The organism is Sandarakinorhabdus sp. (assembly GCF_041689835.1).
In the GTDB taxonomy this organism is placed as follows: domain Bacteria; phylum Pseudomonadota; class Alphaproteobacteria; order Sphingomonadales; family Sphingomonadaceae; genus Sandarakinorhabdus.
The window spans coordinates 1-17,419 of the sequence record NZ_JBDNFM010000106.1 but is presented as its reverse complement, the minus strand read 5'-3'; the positions used below and the strand labels follow the sequence as shown (position 1 = coordinate 17,419).

16 protein-coding genes and 1 tRNA gene are annotated in these 17,419 nt (G+C 64.4%); 13 read left to right on the top strand and 4 right to left on the bottom strand.

Annotation, left to right across the window (positions count from 1 at the left end; genetic code table 11):
* Nucleotides 1-518: 518 nt before the first annotated feature.
* Nucleotides 519-2,327, bottom strand: coding sequence for a translation elongation factor 4 (gene lepA / locus ACESL8_RS05645; protein WP_372916702.1), 1,809 nt, complete (start codon nt 2,325-2,327; stop codon nt 519-521).
* A 140-nt stretch (nt 2,328-2,467) separates the two neighbouring features.
* Between lepA and ACESL8_RS05640 the strand changes: the two genes are divergently transcribed.
* Complete coding sequence (locus ACESL8_RS05640; RefSeq protein ID WP_372916700.1) at nt 2,468-3,769, top strand: FAD-dependent oxidoreductase; 1,302 nt, start codon at nt 2,468-2,470, stop codon at nt 3,767-3,769.
* 50 nt (nt 3,770-3,819) lie between these two features.
* Nucleotides 3,820-3,896: transfer RNA gene (locus ACESL8_RS05635), tRNA-Pro, on the top strand.
* A 145-nt stretch (nt 3,897-4,041) separates the two neighbouring features.
* Here the strand turns inward: ACESL8_RS05635 and ACESL8_RS05630 are convergent.
* Complete coding sequence (locus ACESL8_RS05630; RefSeq protein ID WP_372916698.1) at nt 4,042-4,923, bottom strand: SMP-30/gluconolactonase/LRE family protein; 882 nt, start codon at nt 4,921-4,923, stop codon at nt 4,042-4,044.
* 73 nt (nt 4,924-4,996) lie between these two features.
* Here ACESL8_RS05630 and ACESL8_RS05625 point away from each other — a divergent pair, with 73 nt between their 5' ends.
* Complete coding sequence (locus tag ACESL8_RS05625; RefSeq protein WP_372916696.1) at nt 4,997-5,614, top strand: 2-dehydro-3-deoxy-6-phosphogalactonate aldolase; 618 nt, start codon at nt 4,997-4,999, stop codon at nt 5,612-5,614.
* Here ACESL8_RS05625 and ACESL8_RS05620 read toward each other — a convergent pair.
* Nucleotides 5,611-6,375, bottom strand: a complete 765-nt coding sequence (locus tag ACESL8_RS05620) for an SDR family NAD(P)-dependent oxidoreductase (protein WP_372916693.1) — start codon at nt 6,373-6,375, stop codon at nt 5,611-5,613. The genes ACESL8_RS05625 and ACESL8_RS05620 overlap by 4 nt on opposite strands.
* Nucleotides 6,376-6,548: 173 nt before the next feature.
* Between ACESL8_RS05620 and ACESL8_RS05615 the strand changes: the two genes are divergently transcribed.
* The 9 genes from ACESL8_RS05615 (at nt 6,549) to ACESL8_RS05575 (ending at nt 15,276) form a co-directional block, all read left to right on the top strand.
* Entirely contained in the window at nt 6,549-6,743 is a 195-nt protein-coding gene (locus ACESL8_RS05615; RefSeq protein ID WP_372916691.1) for a hypothetical protein, read from the top strand.
* 11 nt (nt 6,744-6,754) lie between these two features.
* Nucleotides 6,755-7,636 carry an ice-binding family protein gene (locus ACESL8_RS05610; protein WP_372916689.1) on the top strand — a complete coding sequence of 294 codons (882 nt, stop codon included), beginning with the start codon at nt 6,755-6,757 and terminating at the stop codon, nt 7,634-7,636.
* A gap of 10 nt (nt 7,637-7,646) precedes the next feature.
* Nucleotides 7,647-7,772: a hypothetical protein gene (locus tag ACESL8_RS05605; protein ID WP_372916687.1), complete on the top strand. Its 126-nt coding sequence runs from the start codon at nt 7,647-7,649 to the stop codon at nt 7,770-7,772.
* 31 nt (nt 7,773-7,803) lie between these two features.
* Nucleotides 7,804-8,844, top strand: a complete 1,041-nt coding sequence (gene galE, locus ACESL8_RS05600; protein ID WP_372916685.1) for a UDP-glucose 4-epimerase GalE — start codon at nt 7,804-7,806, stop codon at nt 8,842-8,844.
* A gap of 88 nt (nt 8,845-8,932) precedes the next feature.
* On the top strand, nt 8,933-9,853 hold the full coding sequence (locus tag ACESL8_RS05595) for a UDP-2,3-diacylglucosamine diphosphatase (protein WP_372916683.1): 921 nt from the start codon (nt 8,933-8,935) through the stop codon (nt 9,851-9,853).
* A 9-nt stretch (nt 9,854-9,862) separates the two neighbouring features.
* Entirely contained in the window at nt 9,863-10,966 is a 1,104-nt protein-coding gene (locus ACESL8_RS05590) for a glycosyltransferase family 4 protein (RefSeq protein ID WP_372916681.1), read from the top strand.
* A 59-nt stretch (nt 10,967-11,025) separates the two neighbouring features.
* Nucleotides 11,026-12,312, top strand: coding sequence for an amidohydrolase family protein (locus ACESL8_RS05585; protein WP_372916679.1), 1,287 nt, complete (start codon nt 11,026-11,028; stop codon nt 12,310-12,312).
* Nucleotides 12,312-14,360 (top strand): penicillin acylase family protein, encoded by a 2,049-nt coding sequence (locus ACESL8_RS05580; RefSeq protein ID WP_372916677.1) that lies wholly within the window; start codon nt 12,312-12,314, stop codon nt 14,358-14,360. Before ACESL8_RS05585 ends, ACESL8_RS05580 begins: the two co-directional genes overlap by 1 nt.
* A 55-nt stretch (nt 14,361-14,415) precedes the next feature.
* Nucleotides 14,416-15,276 carry a MurR/RpiR family transcriptional regulator gene (locus ACESL8_RS05575; protein WP_372916675.1) on the top strand — a complete coding sequence of 287 codons (861 nt, stop codon included), beginning with the start codon at nt 14,416-14,418 and terminating at the stop codon, nt 15,274-15,276.
* Here ACESL8_RS05575 and ACESL8_RS05570 read toward each other — a convergent pair.
* Nucleotides 15,221-15,877, bottom strand: coding sequence for an RluA family pseudouridine synthase (locus ACESL8_RS05570; RefSeq protein ID WP_372916673.1), 657 nt, complete (start codon nt 15,875-15,877; stop codon nt 15,221-15,223). The two genes, ACESL8_RS05575 and ACESL8_RS05570, sit on opposite strands and share 56 nt — an antisense overlap.
* A gap of 111 nt (nt 15,878-15,988) precedes the next feature.
* Between ACESL8_RS05570 and ACESL8_RS05565 the strand changes: the two genes are divergently transcribed.
* A partial coding sequence (locus tag ACESL8_RS05565) for a hypothetical protein (RefSeq protein WP_372916671.1) occupies nt 15,989-17,419 on the top strand: 1,431 nt, incomplete at its 3' end.

Sequence of the window (17,419 nt, the reverse complement as noted above, 5' to 3'; positions counted from 1 at the left end):
GTAGGGTGATTGCGTTGTGGCGAACTGCAAGTTGGAAGTTCGGTGACAGTGCGCTTTGTTCAGGCTGACTTTGTCGGGCGTGAAAGAAAGCGGGACCCCGGATCAGGTCCGGGGTGACGTGTGGTGGTTGAGGGCGGCCCGAAAACAAGCGGGTGCAGGGTCCGAGACCCTGCCCGCCGGAGGCCCCTTTTGTTTCAGCGTTCGTGCTGGCGGCGACCCCTCCCCCCGCCTTCGCCGGGGCAGGCTTGCCTTCGGCGCAACACCATTCGAATGTCGACTACCGTGACGGTCGATTAACTCGTGCCGCGTTTGCCTGTTACAGAAGGAAGCGGGACCCCGGATCAAGTCCGGGGTGACGTGTGGTGGTTAAGGGCGGCCCGAAAACAAACGGGTGCAGGGTCTGCGACCCTGCCCGCCGGAGGCTCTTCACTTTCCTTCTGTCGTTCTGGTTCGTCGGTGGATGCTGAAACAAGTTCAGCATGACGAGCGATGGTTGGGGAGGCGCGCTTAGAGCCCCCTCAGTTATCATCCCCCATCCGCAACGCCGCAATGAACGCCTCTTGCGGGATGTCCACGTTGCCGTATTGGCGCATCCGCTTTTTGCCTTCCTTCTGCTTGTCCAGCAGCTTGCGTTTGCGCGATGCGTCGCCGCCGTAGCATTTGGCGGTGACGTCTTTGCGCAGGGCGGCGATGGTTTCGCGGGCGATGACTTTGCCGCCGATGGCGGCCTGGATCGGGATTTTGAACAGGTGGCGGGGGATGAGGTCTTTCATGCGTTCGCACATGTGGCGGCCGCGGGTATCGGCGGCGGCGCGGTGGACGATCATGGAGAGGGCGTCGACTGGCTCGTTGTTGACCATGATCGACATTTTCACCAGATCGCCTTCGCGGTGGCCGATCTGGTGATAATCAAAACTGGCATAGCCGCGTGAGATGGATTTAAGCCGGTCGTAGAAATCGAACACCACTTCGTTGAGCGGCAGTTCGTACACCACCTGCGCGCGGCCGCCGACGTAGGTGAGGTTTTTCTGGCTGCCGCGCCGATCCTGGCACAGCTTGAGGATGCTGCCGAGATAATCATCGGGCACGTAGATCGTGGCTTCGATCCACGGTTCGTCGATCTGCAGGATTGTTGACGGGTCGGGCATGTCGGCGGGATTGTGCAGTTCAAGCGCCGTGCCGTCGCGCTGTACGATATGGTACACCACCGACGGCGCGGTGGTGATCAGATCGAGATCATATTCGCGGGTCAGCCGTTCCTGAATGATTTCAAGGTGCAGCAGGCCCAGAAACCCGCAGCGGAAGCCAAAGCCCAGCGCGGCTGATGTTTCCATTTCGAACGAGAAACTCGCGTCGTTCAAACGTAGCCGGGCGATGGATTCGCGCAGTTTTTCAAAATCCGCGGCGTCGGTGGGGAACAGCCCGCAGAACACCACCGGCTGCACTTCCTTGAAGCCGGGCAGGGCTTCGTTGGCCGGGCGCTTGGCGTCGGTGATCGTGTCCCCGACGCGGGCCTGTGCCACTTCCTTGATTTGCGCGGTGATAAAGCCGATTTCGCCGGGGCCAAGTTCGGTGAACTGTTCGATCTTGGGGCGGAAGGCGCCAACGCGGTCAACCAGATGAACGCTGTCGGTGGCCATGAACTTGATCTGCTGGCCTTTCTTGATGATGCCATCGATGATGCGCACCAGCACGACAACGCCCAGATACGGATCGTACCAGCTATCGACCAGCATCGCCTTCAGCGGCTTTTCGGGGTCGCCCTTGGGCGGCGGTATGCGGGTGACGATGGCTTCCAGCACTTCGACAATGCCGATGCCGGATTTGGCCGACGCCAGCACCGCCTGGCTCGCGTCCAGCCCGATGATGTCTTCGATTTCCTTGCGCACTTTTTCCGGATCGGCGGAAGGCAGATCGATCTTGTTGATAACCGACACGATTTCATGATCGTGCTCGATGGATTGATAAACGTTGGCCAGCGTCTGCGCTTCGACGCCCTGCGCCGCATCGACCACCAGCAGCGCGCCTTCGCAGGCCGCCAGGCTGCGCGACACTTCGTAGGCAAAATCGACGTGGCCTGGCGTGTCCATCAGGTTCAGCACATAATCCAGGCCGTCCTTGGCCCGGTAATCAAGGCGCACGGTTTGCGCCTTGATGGTGATGCCGCGTTCCTTTTCGATGTCCATGTTATCAAGCACTTGCTCGCTCATTTCGCGCGCAGCAAGGCCGCCGGTGGTCTGGATCAGGCGATCAGCCAGCGTGGACTTCCCGTGATCGATGTGGGCGATGATCGAGAAATTGCGGATGCGGTCTTGCTGGGCGCTCATGCGACGGGCTTTAGCAGGCGTGGCCGCGCTTGCAACGCGGCAGATGGACGTGGAGACGCACACGCCTGACGCAAGGTAAGCCCGCTTGACCGCCCGTGCCGCCGGCCATAGCGAAACGGCACAGATTCGGGAGACCAGACGTGACGTTTTCAATCGCAATCATCGGTGCCGGCCCGGCTGGTTATTATACCGCCGAAGCCGCGCAAAAACACTGGGGCGAGGCCGTAGTCATCGACATCATCGATCGCCTGCCCACGCCCTACGGCCTGATCCGCGCCGGCGTCGCCCCCGATCACCAGTCGATCAAGGCGGTCACCCGGCGGTATGAGGCAACAAATATGGCTCCTGGCACCCGGCTGGTGGGCAATGTCATGCTGGGCCGCGATGTGTCGGTGGATGAACTGCTGGGCTTGTACGACGCGGTCGTGTTGTCGGTGGGTGCGCCGCTGGATAAGCCGATTGGCATTCCCGGCGATGATCTGCCCGGCGTGGTGGGTTCGGCGGCGTTTGTCGGCTGGTATAACGGCCACCCCGATCATGCCGGGCTGGCGGTTGATCTGTCGCATCACGGCGCTGCCATCATCGGCAACGGCAACGTCGCCATCGATTGCGCCCGCGTGCTGGCCAAGACGGTGGATGAACTTGCCGCCACCGATATCACCGGCCACGCATTGGCCACGCTGGGCGCCAGCGCGGTGCGCGATGTGCACATCATTGGCCGCCGCGGGCCGCATCAGGCCAGCTTCACCACCAAGGAAGCCGGCGAGCTTGGCCATCTGGTGCGCGCCCAGCCGATCGTGCGCGCCGGCGATCTGCCGCCCGCAGCCGACGACGCCGCATTGGATCCCGGCCACCGCAAGATGGTCACCCACCTGCGCAGTTTTGCCGGCGTCCCCCGCGGTGACAAGCCGGTGACGATCAATTTCGAATTCTTCCGCCGCCCGGTCGCAGTCGAAGGGCAGGGCAAGGCTCAGCGCCTGATCGTGGAGACCACCCATTTGGAAAATGGTCAGGCAGTGGGCACCGGCGAATTGCACGCCATTCCGTGCGGGCTGGTGATTGCCTGCATCGGCTACCGAACCCAAGCGATCCCCGGCACGCCTTATGCCGAAAAACTCGGCCGCTTTCCCACCGATGACGCTGGCCGCATTGCGCCGGGCCTGTATGCCAGCGGCTGGGCACGGCGCGGGCCCAGTGGCACCATCGGCACCAACCGGCCGGATGGATTTTCGGTGATTGCCGCGATGGTGGCGGATGGCATCAGCGCGAGCGGAAAACCCGGCCCGGCGGGATTGGACGCACTGCTGAGTAGCCGCGCCGTGACCACCACGGATTTTACCGGCTGGCAGCGTATCGAAGCCGCCGAGGTTGCCGCCGCCCGCACTGGCGCTCCCCGCGAAAAACTGGTGGACGTAACGAAAATGCTGCAAATCGCGCTTTGACCGGTTGCGCCAACCGGAGCCGGCGGTTATATCGCCGCTTCCGCACAAGTCGGGGCGTAGCTCAGCCTGGTAGAGCGCTGTCTTCGGGAGGCAGAGGCCGGAGGTTCGATTCCTCTCGCCCCGACCAGCGGTTTTGGAGGTTCGGTCCCGTCGAACCTCCGCCCTCTGCACTGGTGAGGGCTTTGGGGCCGGAGGTTCGCCTCCTCTCGCCCCGACCAGCGGACAAAGCCGAAAGGCTCTGGGGCCGGCAGCAATGCCGGCCCTTTGTCGTTTCAGGCCAGCCGGAAGCGTTCGGCGGGCAAGCCCTTCACCCCCGCCTCATACACCAGCCCGTCTCCTGCATGCGGCTCGGCCTGGGCAAGCCCTTCGCTGGCGCTGGTGACGAACAGCAGATCAAGATCAGCCCCGCCAAACGCCGCGCACGTCGGCTGCGACACAGGCAGGGCGAGGCGGCCGGCGACCGTGCCATCCGGCGCATAAATGCTCACCCGGCTGCCGCCCCATTCGGCGTTCCATACCCGCCCAGCGGCATCCACATCCGATCCATCCGGCGCGCTGCCCGGCTGGGTGCGGGCGAACAGCGTGGCTTCACCCAGCGGGCCGACGGCGGGATAGCGCAGGATGCGGCCCGTCATTGAATCGGCGAAATAGGCGTGAGCGCCATCGGGGGAGAAGCAAATGGAATTGCTGATCGAGATGCCACCGCGCAACGCCGCCGGCGCAGCACTGCCGGGCGGATCGAGCCGAAACAGCGAGCCGCGTTCAGGCGGAGCGCAAGCATCGTCTTCCACCATCGCCCCGGCCCAAAAACGCCCCTGCCGGTCCACCCGGCCATCGTTCAGGCGCATGCCGTGGGCTTCCAGTTCCACCCGGTGCAGCCACAAGATATGGCCGCTGGCCGGCGTGAACACGGCAAAACCATTGGCCAGTGCCAGCAGCAGGCGATCCGGATCATCGGTCAGCGCCAATGATCCCAGCCGTTCGGGCAGGGCAAACCGCTCCAGCCGGCGGGCATCATGGTGCCAGCACAGCAATTGCGCGCTCTGGATATCGGTGAACCACAGGCAGCCATGGTGATCGTCCCACACCGGCCCTTCGCCCAGCACGCACTGCGATGGAATGATGAAGGCGGGCTGGGCGGGGAGGGCGAGCATGGGCGGCAGAATTGCACCCGCGCCGCGCCCGCGCAAGTTGACAGCGCAGGCCACCAGCGCCGATGTGCAAAGCATGAGCGATTTCCTTGACGGGCACCGGCCGCTGATTGCCATCCTGCGCGGGCTGGAGCCGGCGCGGGCGGCAGACGTGGCGCACGCGCTGGTCGATGCCGGCATTACCCTGATCGAGGTACCGCTCAATTCGCAAGGTCCGCTCGCCAGCATTGCGGCAATCATCGCGGCGGTTGGCACGCACGCCCTGGTAGGCGCCGGCACGGTGCTCGATGTGGGCCAGGTGCGGGCCTTGGCCGGCATCGGCGCGCGGCTGGCGGTGTCGCCCAATTGCAATCCGGCGGTGATCGGCGCGGCAGCGGCCAGCGGCATGATCGTGCTGCCCGGCGTGCTCACCCCCACCGAGATGTTTGCCGCGCTGGCCGCCGGCGCGCACGGGCTTAAGATTTTCCCCGCCGAACTGGTGCCGCCGGCCGGCGTCAAGGCGGTGCGGGCGGTGCTGCCGCCGGGCGTGCCGCTGTTCATGGTCGGCGGTATCAATGCCGATACGATGGCCGCCTATCGCGCGGCGGGTGCCACCGGCTTTGGGTTGGGCAGCAGCCTGTTCCGGCCCGGAAAGCCGCTGGCCGACATCGCCGCCGATGCCCGCGCTATCGTGGCGGCGTGGGATGCGCTCTAAACCCGGCCGCCGTCGATCACGAAGCTCTGGCTGGTAATCATCCGGCTATCGTCGGCGGCGAGGAACAGCGCCAGATTGGCCACATCTTCGGGCAGGATACGCTGTTTCAAGGCCACCTGTTCGGTCCATTGCGCTTCGGCTTCGGGTGTAAGCCACAGTTCCAGCTGCCGATCGGTCACCACCCAGCCGGGCAGGACGGCGTTCACCCTGATGCCATCGCTGCCATATTGCCGCGCCAGCGCCTTGGTGAGGCCGACAATCGCCGCTTTTGCCGCGACATAGGCCGGCATCCCCGCCGGCCCGAGCAGTGCGTTGATCGAGGAAAAATTGATGATGCTGCCGCCGCCCGCCAGCATCAGCCGGATCGCCGCCTGCGCCGCAAAGAAACAGCAATCCAGATTGACCGCCATCAGGCTGCGCCATTGCGCCTCGCCGGTGTCCAGCGGATCGTGGCGGCTGTCGTTGGCGACATTGTTGATCAGCACGTCCAGCCCGCCCGCCGCTGCCGCAAAATCGGTGATAGCGCCCTGCAGGGCCGCCGTGTCGGTCACATCCAGCGCCCGGAACCACGGCGCGGGCAGGCCTGACCCAGCCAGCCGTTCGGCCAGCGCGGCGGCGCTTGGCGCGTCCAGATCGACATGCCCCACCACTGCGCCCTGTGCCGAAAACGCCGTCACCAGCGCCGCGCCGATGCCGCTGGCGCCGCCGGTGATGAACACGCGGCGGCCGGCCAGGCTGGGATAGGTCGCAAACTGGTTCATCGCCGCCCCTTTTCTTGTGGCCAGCATAGCGGGCGAGCCGGGCCTGTCACCACCCGTTGGTGAAACCGGCTTGCTCCGTTGCAGCAGGAACATCGGTTCTGGAGCCAACCAGCCTGCCGCCCTGTCCGCTGCTTCAATCGCCGCCACTGCGGCCGTTACCCCGATTGAGATGCATGGCGATTTCGTGCGCTCGCCCCCTGATCGGCGATCTGCTGCCGGCACGGCGCAAGCGTCTGGCGGCGCGGCTGGCACTGTATCGCCCGGCCCGCGCACTGCAAGGGTTCGGGCACGGTTTCGAAATCGGCGACAATGGGAGAATTTTTTCTTGCCGGCTCGATTGCTTCAGCCCCGGAACCAGCTCTATGTAGACTGTGTGTAATTGGCTTTCCCTTCATCGGCCAATCGATGGGTCAACGATGAATTAAAGCGTCACAGCCCGAACGGACCTCAAACAATCAATGAGATAAAGTTCCTGTTTGCTGCGACAAGTTTATTTGCCTGTATTCCCGCCGATGCCACGACAGTTTTGGTTCTCGGCCCAGATCTTCAGTCAAATTCTGCCTATTCGAGGACTGCCATCACCACTGGAGCCGACGCGGTAATTTTCGGCAACCTGCTGTCAGGTGGCGCGGGCACAGCCCAGATCCAAATCGATGCGGCGCAAAATGCGTTTCGGCTAATGGCGGCCACCAACTTTCTTCCCGCAACAATTGCTGTAGACATCAGTCTTGCCGCAGGCGTCTACAGCGCCAACAGCCTAACTACCGCCGCATCGACAACACTGACACTCGATGGAGGCGGCCTGGCCAAACAGTTCTGGGTCTTCAATATAAATGATAGCTTTACCATGGGTGCTTCAAGCAAAACCGTGCTCATTGGCGGCGCGGCCAACAACAGCATAATCTGGAACACGGGTGGGTTCACCAGCCTCGGTGCCGACTCACTGCTTCTCGGCACATTGCTGTCAAATTCATATATCTCTATCGGCGCGAATACATCGATTTTCGGCAATGGGGCGTCGTGCGGAGGTGCGTTCTCGGCTTTGTCTTCCCTATTTCTTGTTGCCAATTCCGTAATCGGCAAATCTGGCTGTAGGGGCGTCGACAATGGGTTTCGCCTGAACAATAGAAACGAGGCAGTTTTTATTGGAAGCCAAAACGAACCCATTCCCGAACCTCAGACGTGGGTGCTGTTTCTGATTGGGGTTTCGGTCGTGGGGTTCGCAGCCCGACGCAAACAGTCCATCCCATCTGTTTGCTGAACAAAAGCCAATGGTTGCACGGCGATCTGGGTGTTACGTCAATACCCTCGCGTTTTATGCCCCCACCGAAGCCGAATTGCGCGCCAGTTTCAAGGAAATCGGCAGCCAATTGGCCAATGTGCGGCTGGAACGTTGATGGTGCCGGCAAGACCGGTTAAACGCGGGCCATGTCTGCACGCCTGCCGCTGATCCCCGAAACCGATCTACCGCCCGTGCTGGTGACCGGCGGGGCCGGTTATATTGGCAGCAACGCGGCGCTGGCGCTGATCGATCGCGGCGTCAAGACGGTGGTGCTCGACAGTCTGGTCACCGGCAATCGCGGCCTGGTGCCGGACGCCGCCATCTTCGTTCCGGGCCGCGCCGGGGATAGCGCGCTGGTCGAACGCGTCATCCGCGAACACGGTATCGGCGCCATCCTGCATTTTGCCGCGCGGATTTCCGTGGCGGAATCGGTTGAACAGCCAGCGCTGTATTACGCTGAGAATTTCGGCGAAACCCTCAGCCTGGCCCAAACCGCGCTGGCCTGCGGGGTGGGCGCGTTCGTGCTGTCGTCCACCGCTGCGGTGTACGGCAACGGGGATGGCCAGCCGCTCGCCGTCACGTCGCCGGTCGCGCCGATCAACCCGTATGGCTGGTCCAAAGCCTTTGCCGAACGCGCGCTCATGGACATGGTGGCCGCCAATCGGCATTTCTCGGTGGCCTGCCCGCGCTATTTCAATGTGGCGGGCGCCGATCCGCAGATGCGTTCGGGCCAGGCCAGCCAGCATCCCCACCATCTGATCGAGCTGGCCTGCCATGTGCTTACCGGCCAGCGCGACTGCTTCACCATTTTCGGCCGCGATTATCCCACCCCCGATGGCACCGGCGTGCGCGATTATGTGCATGTCACCGATCTGGCCGAAGCGCACATCCTGTTGCTGCGCGCCTGCCTTGCGGATCCCGGCCAGTTTCACGCCGTCAATCTGGGTTACGGCCAGGGCGCCAGCGTGATCGAGGTTCTGGATGCGCTCGAAGCCGTGTCGGGCACCGCCATCCCGCGCCGCGATGGCCCGCGCCGTGCCGGCGATCCGGCCGTGCTGGTGGCACAGTCCCAGGCCCGCGAACTGCTCGGCTGGCAGCCGCGATTCGATCACCTCGAAACCATGGTGGGCCATGCGCTGGCCTGGGAACGCCGCCGGCTGGGCCCTGCAACATCCCTGCAACGATAACGCCACATCCCTGCAACGCCTTCGCCACACCCCTGTCATTGCCCATCGTTAAAGCATCCGGGCAAGGAATGACCGACAGGGGGTTCTCATGGCGTACTTGCCGCTGGCTGTTGCCGATCATCTGCTTTGGCGCGAGCGGGCACAGCCGCTGCCGTTCCGGCTTCCGCCCGCCGGCCCCGCCTTCCTCCACGACGCCGCCTTCCTCCACGACGACGATGAACGCACGCCGGGCGGCAAGCTCAAGCTGCACACTGTCTGGATTTCCGACATCCATCTCGGCACGCCCGGCTGCAACGCCGATCTGCTGCTCGATTTCCTGAAGCCCATCCAGCCCGAACCCCTGTATCTGGTCGCCGACATCATCGACGGCTGGAAATTGAAACGCGGCTGGTACTGGCCGCCCCGCCACAACGATGTGGTGCGCCGCGTGCTCAAGATGGCGGCCAAGGGCACCCGCGTCATCTACATCCCCGGCAATCACGACGAGATGCTGCGCCCCTACGCCGGGCTGGCGTTCGGCGGTGTCGAAATCGCGCTGGAGGCCGTTCACACCACCGCCGATGGACGCCGGCTGCTGGTGTGCCACGGCGACGAATTCGACGGCATCGTGCTGTATCACCGTTGGCTCGCCTGGGCCGGAGACGTCGGCTACGAACTGCTGCTGAAGCTCAATCGCCACTTCAATCGCCTGCGCTTGGCGTTGGGCATGCCCTACTGGTCGATTTCCGCCCACATCAAGAAAAAGGTGAAAAACGCCGTCGCCTTCATCGGCCGCTTCGAAGAAGCCGTGGCCGAGGCTGCACGCCTGCGCGGGCTCGACGGCGTCATCTGCGGCCACATCCATTCGGCTGAAATCCGCGAATTCGGCGGCATTACCTACATGAACGACGGCGATTGGGTCGAAAGCTGCACTGCGCTCGTTGAACATGCCGATGGCCGCATCGAGCTTATCGATTGGGCCGAACACACAAGGGCCGCTGCCGCCCGCCAGCTCGCTTTCGCCGTCTGAGGATTTGCCATGCTCAAACTCACCCTTGTCACCGATGCCTGGGAACCGCAGGTCAACGGTGTGGTGCGCACCCTGTCCACCACCGCCCGGCTGCTGGCCCAACGCGGCGTGCGCGTGCAGATCATCTCGCCCGATCAGTTCTGGTCGGTGCCGATGCCCAGCTACCCCGAAATCCGCCTCGCCATGACCACCAAGCGCCGCATCGGCAAGCATATCCGCGCCTTTGCCCCCGATGCCCTGCACATCGCCACCGAAGGCCCGCTGGGTTGGCTGGCGCGCGGCTGGGCGCTGAAACACGGCATGGCCTTCACCACCAGTTTTCACACCCGCTTTCCCGATTATGTCTCCGCCCGGATCGGCATACGTTCTGAATCTTCTTGGCCAGAACGCATCTGGCGCGTGCTGCGCCGCTTTCACGGCTCCGCCAGCGCGGTGATGGTGGCAACGCCCCGCCTTGCCGATGAACTGAGCAGCCACGGCATTGCCCACACCCGGTTGTGGTCGCGCGGCGTCGATGTCGATCAGTTCCGCCCCGATGCGCCGCCGCATCCGGTTTATGCCGGGCTGAAAGGCCCGGTGGCACTGCACGTCGGCCGTGTGGCGGTGGAAAAGAATATCGAAGCCTTCCTGGCGGCCCCGTGGCACGGCGACAAATTGGTGGTGGGCGACGGCCCGGCGCTCGATGCCTTGCAGCGCAAATACCCCGCAGCACATTTCCTCGGCGCGCTGCACGGCCCGGCGTTGGCCAGTGCCTATGCCGGCGCCGACGGGCTGGCGTTCCCCAGCCGCACCGATACGTTCGGGCTGGTAATGATCGAAGCGCTGGCCAGCGGCACGCCCGTGGCCGGTTATCCGGTGCCGGGGTCATTGGATGTGGTGGGACAGGGCGGCTATGGCGGCGACGGCCGCGCGGCAGGCCGCATCGGCGCGTTGGCGCATGATCTGTCCCACGCCATGCGCGCTGCGCTTGGCGCCCGCCGCGCCGATTGCGTCGCGCAGGGCCGGCGGTACGGCTGGGATGCCTGTGTCGATCAATTCCTCGCGGCACTTGTCACCGGTAACGGCCAGCCCGTGCCTTATCTGCCCGCCCCCGCCCTGCAACTTGTTGCCTGACCCGCTTGCGAACGCTCCCCGTTTGCCCCTATCGAAGGGGCACACAGGGGAGATTGATGATGAAGCGTTTTGCAGTGACGGCGTTGGCTCTGCTGGCCAGCACGGCGGCAGTTACGGGCGCCCGGGCTGAAACCGTGGTGATCACGGCAGCCCGAATGCTTGATGTCGCCAGCGGCAAGCTGATCGACAAGCCGATGATCGTCGCCGTCGATGGGCGCATCACCCAGGTCGGCCGTCAGGGCGAACTGGCCGACAGCAGCAAAATCGATCGCCGCATCGATCTGGGCGCTCTCACCATTCTGCCCGGCCTGATCGACATGCACGTTCACCTCAGCAGCGATCCCACGCTGTCGGGGATGCAGGCGCTGCGCTATCCGGCCAGTTTCTGGACGGTGCTGGGCGTCGCCATGGCCAAGCGGACCATCGATGCCGGCTTCACCACGGTGCGCAACGTCGGCGCCGCCGATTATGCCGACCTTGGCCTGAAAATGGCGATCGAGCGCGGTTCCATCCCCGGCCCGCGCATCGTGCCCGCCACCTATGCCATCGGCGCGACCGGCGGCCATTGTGACAGCAACGAATTGCCGGCGGCGTATGTTTTCGATCGTCCCGGCATCGCCGATGGTCCCGATGGTGTGCGCCAGAAGGTGCGCGAACTGCACCGGCGCGGCGCCGAAGTGATCAAATATTGCGCCACCGGCGGCGTGTTCTCGATCGGCACCAGCGTTGGCGCGCAGCAGTATTCCCAGTCCGAAATGAACGCGCTGGTGGAAGAGGCGCACATGCTGGGCATGAAAGTGGCGGCCCATGCCCACGGCAACAATGGCATCAAGGCAGCGATTCGCGCCGGGGTGGACACAGTGGAACATGTCAGTTTTGCCGATGCCGAAGCCTTTGATCTGGCGAAAAAAGCCGGCACCTGGTTTTCGATGGACATCTACAACGATGATTACATCCTGGCCGAAGGCGCCAAAAACGGCGTGCCCGAAGCAAGCCTGGCCAAGGAACGCGAAGTTGGCCTGAAACAGCGCCAAACCTTCCAGGCCGCGTGGAAAGCCGGGGTGAAAATGGTGTTCGGCTCCGATGCCGGCGTCTATCCGCACGGCGACAACGGCCGCCAGTTTGCCAAGATGGTGGAATGGGGAATGGCCCCGGCCGACGCGATCCGCGCCGCCACGGTCAAGGCCGCCGAAGCACTGGGCCGCGAGGCTGATGTTGGCCAGATCGCCGTCGGCCGTTACGCTGATATCATCGCGGTCGCCGGCGATCCCACCGCCGATGTGAATTTGCTGCGCGATATCAAGGCCGTGGTGAAGGGCGGCGCGCTCGTGAAAGACGCCCGCTGATGCCGCGCTGGTTTACCGCGCTGTTCTGGTCGTCGATTGCCGTGGCCGCCGTCGTGGTGGGGCTTTCGACGTGGGACGCGTTCAGCGCCAGCCCGCCCGCCGCCGATCCGGTGCGGGTGCGAAGCGTGAAGATCGAGCGGGACAAATGGGGCGTGCCGCACATCCACGGCCGCACCGATGCCGACGTTGGCTATGGCATTGCGCTGGCACACGCCGAAGATGATTTTCGCAACCTCGAAGAAGTGCTCGCCGCCGTGCGTGGCCGCGCCGGGGCGATATTGGGCGAAGACGGCGCCAAGCTGGATTTCGCAGGGCATCTGCTCGATGCGCGCGGCGTTGCGGATCGCGGTTATGCCAGTCTGTCACCCGCCACCCGCGCACTGGTTGAAGCCTATGCGCAGGGGCTGAACGATTATGCCAGCCGCCACACCAGCGAACAGCGGCTGCAATGCCTGTTCCCGGTCACCGGCCGTGATATCGTTGCCGGCTTCGTGCTGCGCTCGCCGTTTTTCTTCGGCATGGAACGCGTGCTGGGGCCATTGGCGGAAGGCAAATTGCCGCCGCGCGATTCCGGCCCGATCGATGAACGCGGCAGCAACGGCTTTGCGGTGTCTGCTGCGCGTTCGGATGATGCCACCACGCGGCTGATCATCAACAGCCACCAGCCGTGGGAAGGCGGCGTGACCTGGTGGGAACTGGTGGTGCACAGCGATGAAGGCTGGGATTTTGCCGGCGCGCTGTTTCCCGGCGCACCGTTCCCGCTGCTTGGCCACAACAAGGATCTGGGCTGGGGCAACACGGTGAACCGGCCCGATCTGATCGATGTTTACAAGCTAACCCTCAATGCCGATCGCACCCAATACCGCCTGGACGGGAAATGGCTTCCGCTGGAAGCGCGGCGCGTGTGGCTGCGGGTGAAATTCGGCCCGCTGGTGCTGCCGATCCCGCGCACGGTGTATCGCAGCCGCCACGGCGCGGTGATCCTCAACGATCTGGGCGGTTTCGCCATCCGCCACGCCGGCATCGGTGAAGTGGGCCAGGTCGAACAATATTACCGGCTGAACAAGGCACGCGATTTTAGCCAATGGCAGGCAATCATGGCCACCCAGGCCGTGCCGGCCACCAACTTTGTCTATGCCGATCGCGCCGGCCACATCGGCATGTTCTACAACGCCAAATTCCCCGATCGCCGCCCCGGTTTCGACTGGAAGGGCGTGTTGCCCGGCGACACTTCGGCAGCGCTGTGGACGGGCTATTTGCCGTGGAGCGCCGATCCGATGGTGACCGATCCCAAATCCGGCTGGGTCGCCAACAGCAACAACATCCCGTGGGTAAGCACGGCGCCGGCCGACAATCTCAAGGCCAGCGATTTCGCGCCCGAACTGGGCATCGAAACCCACACCACCAACCGCATGCACCGTTACGCCGAACAGTTCGCTGCCGTGAACGGCCCCATCAGCCGCGGCGCGCTGCTGCGCATCAAGTTCGACAAGGCCTACAGCCGCGCCTCGCCAGCCGGGAAATGGATGGCGGCCGTGCTGGCGGTGGATACGACCGGCATGCCCGATCTCGCAGCGGCACAGGCGCTGCTGCGGCGTTGGGACTGGACGGCTGACGGCGCTGGCCCAGCCGACAGCCTGGCCGTGGCAGTGATGGCCAGCGCCGGGCGCGAAGTGTATCGCGGCGATCCGCTGCCGCCGGCCGAACCAAAATTGCGCGAAGTGGTGGATGCCTTGAAGGCGACATTCGGCCGGCTCGACGTGCCGCTGAGTGACTATCAGCGCCTGCGCCATGGGCCCAAGGATCTGCCGGTGTTCGGCGGCCCCGACACACTGCGCGCCATCTATGCCCACAAAGGCGATGATGGCCGCCGCGTGGCCGACAACGGCGATGGCTTCATCATGCTGGTGGAATGGCCCAAGGACGGGGCAGTGAAATCGCGCTCGATCCACCAATACGGCGCCGCCACCATCCGCCGCGCCTCGCAGCACTATGCCGATCAGTCGCCGTTGTTCGTGCGGGAAGAATGGAAGGACGTGAACTTCTGAGCGCCTGCACAATGCGCGCGGTTGCACGTGGCCGCACGCATGTTATCCAACGCACATGAGCTCGCGCGTCGCCCACCGTCTTGCCGAACGCTATGACCGGCTCACCGTGTCGGAACGGATGATCGCCGGCTGGCTGACGGACAATCTGGATCAACTGCCATTTGAAACCGCCGCCTCCATCGGGCAGCGGGTCGGCGTGTCGGCGATGACCGTGGCGCGGCTGGTGAAAAGCCTGGGCTATGACAATCTGGCGGCGCTGAAGGACGATCTGCGTGATGATGCCCGCGATGCACCCTGGCTGCTCACCCGCCCGGCACCATCCGCCGATGCCCGGCTGAAGGCAGAAACCGCAGCCATCGCCGGTGTATACCGCCTGGCTGAAACGCCGGAATGGGCTTCCATCGTGGCGCTGCTGGCTACGGCACCGCGCATCCATGTCGCCGGCTTCCAGACCGAGGCCGGGCTGGCCGCCGGCTTTGCCCGCCACCTGTCGTATGTGCGCCCGCAAGTGGCAACCCTGGACGTGGCGGCGGGCATCATGGACGTGCTGATCGATTCCGGCCCGCACGATCTGTTCGTGGCGGTGGATGTGCGGCGCTATTCGCGCCAGTTCCGCCTGCTCGCCGAACGGGTGGCCGCAGCCCAGCGCCCGCTGGTGGTGATCACCGATCCCTATTGCCCGTGGGCGCGCGATCTGACCCCGCACATCCTCACCGCCGAAGTGGCGCTGGGGCATTTCTGGGACATGAATTCGGCGCTGGCCTCGCTGCTCAATCTGCTGGTGGACGGCGTGGTGCAGAAAATCGGGCCGGACAAGGTCCACCAGCGCCTCGCCGTGCTCGCCGAAAATTACAGTGACTTCATTGGGTTTCAGGGGCGTTCAAAAGCGGCCACCCCGCCGGCGGATCGCAGCTGACTGCCAGTCGCTGACCATCCGGCAGCGTGATCGCCAGCGACTGCGCGTGCAGCCGCATGGGGGCGCCAGAAGCCTTGGCTGCGTCCCCATAAACCGGGTCTCCCGCAATCGGGCAGCCGATGTGCGCGGCATGGACTCGAATCTGGTGGGTACGGCCGGTTTCGGGGCGAAATTCAACCAGCCGCAAAGCCGGGTCGAGCACCCGCCAACACGTTGCTGCGGCCCGCCCGCCCCCGTCGACAATCATGCGCCAGCCGGCAGCCGCCGTCGACACTTTGGCCAACGGCGCCGCCACCCGGCCCGCGTTTTCCTGCGGCAGCGCCGACAATATGGCCCAATAAATCTTCTCGGCCCGCCGTTCCGAAAAGGCCGCGCTCAGCCACTTTACCCCGCGCCGGCTGCGCGCAATGGCAAGGCAGCCAGACGTGTCACGGTCCAGGCGGTGTGCGGCCACCGGCACGAAACCGCCCAGCGCCAGGCTGGGCAGGTGATCTTCGAGGCTGCGGGGTGTTTTGGGCCCCGGATGCACGGCCAGACCCGCAGGCTTGTTGATGAAAACAACATCGCTTGTGGCCAGAAGTACCGGGAACGGGAAGATCAAGTTATTCAAAACAGGCCTTTTTCAATTAAGGTTTAAGCCAAATTCACACGGTGCCGTTTCCAGTTCAGCGCCGACGCATCTGTGCGGTCGCAGCAAGCGGGAGTATTTCAGATGACCGTTATCAATACCAACATCAACGCGCTAACCGCGCAGAACGCGCAGCGCAGCGCCAATAACATGATGGGCCTTGCCATGCAGCGCCTGTCCACCGGCCAACGCATCAACAGCGCCAAGGACGATGCTGCCGGCCTGGCCATCAGCCAGAAGATGACCGCCGATGTCCGCGGGCTTGCCGTTGCCATGCGCAACGCCGGCGACGGCATCAGCATGGCCCAGACGGCGGAAAGCGCCATGGGCGAAGTCACCAACATGTTGCAGCGCATGCGCGAACTGTCCGTGCAGTCAGCCAACGGCACATTGACCGGTATCGATCGCAAGGCCGTACAGGCCGAAGTCAAGCAACTCGTTGGCGAAATTGACAATATCGGTCTCCGCACCAACTTCAACGGCCGCCGCCTGCTCGATGGTTCAGCGCAGGGCGTGCGCCTGCAAACCGGCAGCCGCGCTGGCGAAACCGTGTCGTTCAGTCTCACCTCCACCCGCGCCCGCGATCTCGGCCTCGGCTCCAGCCCGGCGCTGTCGGCTTCGGGCGCCTTCGAAGCCACCGCCGCCAACCTTGGTGCCAATCAGGCCCTGCAGGCCGGCGATCTGGTCATCAACGGCACCAGCATTGGTTCGTCGCTGTCGTCGGATGACAGCCTTTCGTCGGGCAACAAGGCAGCGTCTGCGCTTGCCAAGGCCGCCGCCGTCAACCGCGCCACCGCCCAGACCGGCGTGCGCGCCGTTGTGGGCCAGACCGTGATGACTGGTTCGGCGATGACTGCCGCTGCCACCGCGGGCACCGTCACCATCAATGGAGTCGCCACCGCAGCCGTCACCACCACCACCGACGCCGCCGAAAGCCGCCGATTGGTGCGCGATGCCATCAACTCCGTCTCTGGCCAGACCGGCGTTCGCGCTGTCGACACCGGTGACACCAACGGCGGCATCCGCCTCGAAGCCGACGACGGCCGCAACATCGAGGTCGCCTTCGGCTCCGGTGGCACGCCGCTCACCGCCGCCTCGACCGGCCTCAAGGTCGGCGCACAATCGGGCAGCTTCAGTCTTGAAAGCATCAACGGGAAGGCGGTCGACATCAGTTCTGCCAATAGCACAACCTCGCGCATCAGCCGCGCTGGTCTGGCTGCCGGCAGCTTTGAACGCGGCGTTTCCACCGTGAGCAGCGATGCCCGCGCCGTGGCCGTCGATGCCTCCGGCATCCGCACGCTCAATAACGGGGATCTGTCGATCAACGGGGTCGGCATCCGGGCCGGCAGTGCAGTGAACGACCTGTTTTCCTCCACGGTAGCCGCGTCGTCGTCGAAATCCGCCAGCGCGATCTCCGTCGCCGCCGCCATCAACACAGCGTCGGAACAAACTGGCGTAACGGCGCGCACCAACGATGTCACCCTGTCCGCCAACACCACGGCCGTAACCCTCACC